Genomic DNA, 4,726 nt, shown 5'->3' with positions numbered 1-4,726 from the left:
AGACGCCCAGGGGCGGCGACGGGGGGCCGTGGTAGATGTAGCCGACCTTGCGCACGGTCGCGATGAGGTCCCCGGCCCGGCCGAGCTTGCGGCGGAGCCGGTGGATGTGCACGTCGATGGTGCGCGAGTGCAGGTCCTTGCGGGTGCCCCACACGCGCTCCATCAGCTCGCCGCGGGCGATCGCGCGGCCGGGGGAGTCGGCGAGGCACTCCAGGAGCTCGTACTCCTGGTAGGTGAGCTCGACCTCCTGCCCGCCGGACCAGACCCGGCGGGCGTCGCGGTCGATCAGCAGGGCGGCGCCCGGGACGGGGAGCGGTCTGGCGCGGGCGTGGGGCTCGTCCACCACCACCCCGTAGACCAGCATGTACTTGCCGCTCTCGGGCAGGGGCAGCACGCCGAGGAGCGAGTGGTCGGAGCCGGGCTCTTCGGGGGAGGTCAGGACGGGGCCGCCGACGGCACCGCCCGGCCCCGCCTCCGGCCGGGGCAGGGCGGCCAGGGACGGTTCGCCGCGCAGCGGGGCCGCGCTCCGCAGGGGCACGGCACGGGTGTCGACGCTGGGGAGTGAGCTGTGTGCGCTGAGCATGCCCACCATCATGCGCCGTATTCCCGTTAATTTCTACCGGATTAGTCGGTAATATGGTCCATGTGGTTCATGCCACGCGAAGGGCGGGGCGAAACGGATTATTCCTACCAAACAGGTGGGATAGTGTCTGATTGGGTCGGTAATACCCCACGGGGGGCACTACCCGCCCGGGCCGACGGTGTTCGCGCCGACGCCGGGACCCCCGCGATCCTCCACCCCACGATCCCCTAAGGAGTGCACATGCGCACGACCTCAGCCGTCATCGGCGCCGCCGCCGTCACCCTGGCGCTCTCCGCCTGCGGCGCCCCCAGCGAGCAGGCCGCCGAGGCCGAGAACGGCGGCGGGGACGTCCTGACCGTGGGGGTCAGCCCCGTGCCGCACGGCGACATCCTCGCCTTCATCGACGAGAACCTCGCCGAGGAGGCCGGGCTGGACCTGGACATCGTGGAGATCTCGGACTACAACACCCCCAATGCGGCCCTGGTCGAGGGGGAGCTGGACGCCAACTACTTCCAGCACCGCTCGTTCCTCGGCGAGTGGGTCGAGAACGGTCCCGACGCCGAGCTCACCTACATCACCGACGTCCACATCGAGCGCCTCGGCCTCTACTCCGAGAGCGTCGAGAGCGTCGAGGACCTGCCGGACGGAGCCGAGGTCGCGGTGCCCAACGACCCCGCCAACCTCGCCCGCGCGCTCGGCGTCCTGGAGGCCGAGGGCCTGATCACCGTCGACCCGGAGGCCGGCGAGTCCGCCACCGAGAACGACATCACGGACAACCCCCGGGACATCACCGTCACCCCGCTGGAGGCCGCCCAGCTGCCGCGCTCGATCTCCGACGTGGACGCGGCGATCGTCAACGGCAACTACGCCATCGAGGCGAACCTGCCCGAGGAGTCCAACGTCCTGGCCTGGGAGCCGGAGGGCGAGGACTACGTCGAGGCCTACGCCAACGGCCTGGTCGCCCTGGAGGAGAACGCCGAGGACGAGCGCGTCCAGCTGCTCGCGGAGCTGCTGCACGACGAGCGCGTCCTGGAGTTCGTCCAGGAGTCCTGGCAGGGCGTCGTCCTGGCGGTCGACGGCGACGGCAACGTCGTCGAGACCGGTGGGGCGGCCGACGAGGAGTAGCCGTCCGGCGGCCCGGCCGGCCGCCGCGCACCCTTCCCCGTTCCCCCGAGGGCGGTGGAGCCTCCCGGCTCCACCGCCCTTCGGCGTGTCCGGGGTCGGACGCGGGGTCGTCCGGGGCGCGCACGCAGGCCGCCGGTCACGTTCCGGAAGAAGGGTCGGACCCACCGTGACCAGGGCTCTCCCGTGATGGAGAGGCATACGTGTGACCTGCATCACCATGGGGTAAGTTCCACAAAACCTACTCATTTAGTAGAGTTTTACACGACCGGCCCGACCCTCCCCGAACCCCCGAATGAGGACCCGAGATGAGCATGCGCACGTCTGTGCTTCCGACCGCCGCCGCAGTACTGGCACTGGGACTGGTCGCCACCGGGTGCGGGAGCGAGGGGGAAGGGAGCGGCGGGGACGGGGGCTCCGGCACCCTCACCCTGGGCTACTTCCCCAACATCACCCACGTCCCGGCCCTGGTCGGCGTGGAGAACGGGACCCTCGCCGAGGCCCTCGGCGACACCGCGCTGGAGACCCAGACCTTCAACGCGGGCCCCGACGCCGTCAACGCCCTGTTCGCGGGCGAGGTCGACGCGACCTTCATCGGCCCCAACCCCGCCATCAACGGATGGGCGCAGTCGGAGGGCACCGCGCTGCACATCATCGCCGGGTCCACCTCCCGGGGCGCCGGACTCGTGGTCCGGCCCGGCATCGACAGCGTCGAGGACCTGCCCGGCACCACCCTCTCCACGCCGCAGCTGGGCAACACCCAGGACGTGGCGCTGCGCTGGTTCGCCCAGGAGCAGGGCTGGGAGGTCGACACCGAGGGCGGGGGCGAGCTGTCCGTCCTGCCCCAGGACAACGCCGAGATCATAGACAGCTTCGTCCTCGGCGAGATCGACGGCGCGTGGGTGCCCGAACCGCACCTCAGCCGCCTGGTCGACGAGGCGGACGGCGAACTGCTCGTGGACGAGACCGACCTGTGGCCGGAGACCGGAGGCGAGTTCGTCACCACGCACCTGATCGTCAGCGCCGAGTTCCTGGAGTCCGACCCGGAGGCGGTCGAGAACCTGCTGCGCGGCCACATCGAGACCGTCGACTGGATCAACGAGAACCCCGAGGACGCCCAGACGGCAGCCATCGCCCACCTGGAGGCCCTCACCGGCGGCGGGCTCTCCCCCGAGGTCGTCGCCTCCGCGTTCGAGAACGTGACCTTCACGGTCGACCCGATCGCCCCCACCCTCCAGGGCGGCGCCGAGCACGCCGAGGCCGTCGGCCTCCTCGACCCGGTGGAGCTGGACGGCATCTACGCCCTGGACCCGCTCAACGGCCTCCTCGCCGAGGCGGGCCGCGACGAGGTCGCCGGGCTCGGCTGACGGACGGCGGAGGGCCTCCGACCCCGGGCCGGTATCCCACGGCCCGGGGCGGCGGCCTCTCGCCGGCGATGGGCCGCGGGCCCACCGCGCGGTGGGCCCGTCCGGCTCAGAGGAGCTGGTGGACGCGGACGAGGTTGCCCGCGGGATCGCGGAAGGCGCAGTCGCGGACCCCGTAGTCCTGGTCGGCGGGTTCCTGGACGACGTCGGCGCCCGAGGCCCGGACGCGGGCGAAGAACCCTTCGAGGTCGTCCGTGGCGAGCGTGACGGAGGTGTAGACGCCCTTGGCGATGAGTTCCAGGACGGTGCGGCGCTCGTCCTCGGAGATGCCCGGATCGGTGGCGGGCGGGTGCAGCACGAGGGAGGTGCCGGGCTGCCCGGCCGGTCCGACGGTGATCCAGCGCATGTCCTCGTAGCCCACGTCGTTGCGGACCTCGAAGCCCAGCGCGTCGCGGTAGAAGCCCAGAGCGGCCTCGGGGTCGGTCTGCGGAAGGAAGGCCTGGTGGATGGTGACGTTCATGGGCGCCACGTTACGCAGGACCACCGGGGCGGGCTTCTCGATTCCTGACCGGCCTGTTCACGCGCTTGGCCAGGCAGGGCGGGATCCCCGCCCCGTCCCGGGAGCGGTCGCGGCGGTAGACGCTCGGCGGCACGCCCACCAGTTCGGTGAACCTCGTGCTGAACGTGCCCAGGGAGGAGAAGCCCACCGCGAAGCAGACCTCGGTGACGCCGAGGTCCCCGCGCCGCAGCAGCGTCATCGCCCGTTCGATCCGCCGGGTCATCAGGTACGAGTACGGGGACTCGCCGTAGACGCGGCGGAACTCCCGGCTCAGGTGCCCGGCCGACATGTACGCCCCGCGTGCCAGCGCCTCGACGTTCAGCGGCTCGGCGAACTCGCGGTCGATCCGGTCGCGGACGCGGCGCATCGCGGCGATGTCGCGCAGGCGTTGCGCCTGCGCGCCTCCAGGTTCCATGTCTCCATCGTTCCACGCCGCACCGACGTTCGGGCGGGTTCGGCCCGCGACCGACCGGTGCCGGGACAGCGGGACCGGGGGTTCCGGCCGCCGCGCGGCATGTGTCGGGAGCGGGGCGGGCACGGGTCGGGAGTCGAGAAGCGGCGGGGTTGCGGGCACGATTGGCGTCGGAGGCGTCTCACACCGATTCCGACCAGGGGAGTGGCAGCGATGAGCGCGAACACGGGCACGACGGGCGGCGGGGCCGCGGAGGGCTTCTCGGAGGAGGAGCGCGCGGCGATGAAGGCGCGGGCCGCCGAACTCAGGAAGGAGGCGGAGCGCGGGCGGGGCGCCAAGGCCGCGGCCGGGGAGCTCGACGTCCTGGCGAAGATCGCGGAGATGGATCCCGCGGACCGCGCGGTGGCCGAGCGCGTCCACGCCATCGTCACCGCCAACGCCCCGGAGCTGACACCGAAGCTCTGGTACGGGCAGCCGGCCTACGCCAGGAAGGGGAAGGTCGTGTGCTTCTTCCGGAGTGGGCAGGCCGACAAGGAGCGCTACTCGACCTTCGGTTTCACCCCCGAGGCGAACCTCGACGACGGCGGCCTGTGGCCCACGTCCTTCGCCGTCACCGGTCTCGGCGAGGTGGCCCGGGAGGAGCTCGCCGCCCTCGTCCTATCTGCACCGGATCGGCGCCGACCGGC

The 4,726-nt window shown here is 72.0% G+C and carries 6 protein-coding genes; 3 read left to right on the top strand and 3 right to left on the bottom strand.

Annotated features, from left to right (window positions below):
- The coding region (locus tag ACWGL3_RS31060; protein ID WP_267945435.1) for a winged helix-turn-helix domain-containing protein at window positions 1-583 on the bottom strand (583 nt) is incomplete at its 3' end.
- 240 nt (window positions 584-823) lie between these two features.
- Between ACWGL3_RS31060 and ACWGL3_RS31055 the strand changes: the two genes are divergently transcribed.
- Window positions 824-1,708: a MetQ/NlpA family ABC transporter substrate-binding protein gene (locus tag ACWGL3_RS31055; protein ID WP_267945434.1), complete on the top strand. Its 885-nt coding sequence runs from the start codon at window positions 824-826 to the stop codon at window positions 1,706-1,708.
- A 305-nt stretch (window positions 1,709-2,013) separates the two neighbouring features.
- Window positions 2,014-3,072, top strand: a complete 1,059-nt coding sequence (locus tag ACWGL3_RS31050; protein WP_452462117.1) for an ABC transporter substrate-binding protein — start codon at window positions 2,014-2,016, stop codon at window positions 3,070-3,072.
- A 106-nt stretch (window positions 3,073-3,178) separates the two neighbouring features.
- On the opposite strand, the gene ACWGL3_RS31045 is transcribed toward ACWGL3_RS31050, so the two are convergent.
- The gene (locus tag ACWGL3_RS31045) at window positions 3,179-3,589 is read right to left on the bottom strand and encodes a VOC family protein (RefSeq protein ID WP_267945432.1); all 411 of its coding nucleotides are present in this window, start codon (window positions 3,587-3,589) and stop codon (window positions 3,179-3,181) included.
- Window positions 3,590-3,599: 10 nt separating this feature from the next.
- Window positions 3,600-4,043, bottom strand: coding sequence for a helix-turn-helix transcriptional regulator (locus tag ACWGL3_RS31040; RefSeq protein ID WP_267945431.1), 444 nt, complete (start codon window positions 4,041-4,043; stop codon window positions 3,600-3,602).
- A gap of 210 nt (window positions 4,044-4,253) precedes the next feature.
- Here ACWGL3_RS31040 and ACWGL3_RS31035 point away from each other — a divergent pair.
- Window positions 4,254-4,726: iron chaperone (locus tag ACWGL3_RS31035; RefSeq protein ID WP_452462116.1), on the top strand; the 473-nt coding region annotated here is incomplete at its 3' end.

It is taken from the genome of Nocardiopsis sp. NPDC055824 (assembly GCF_053616335.1).
The sequence above is the reverse complement of the archived record's forward strand: the minus strand, read 5'-3'. Positions and strand labels throughout refer to the sequence as shown.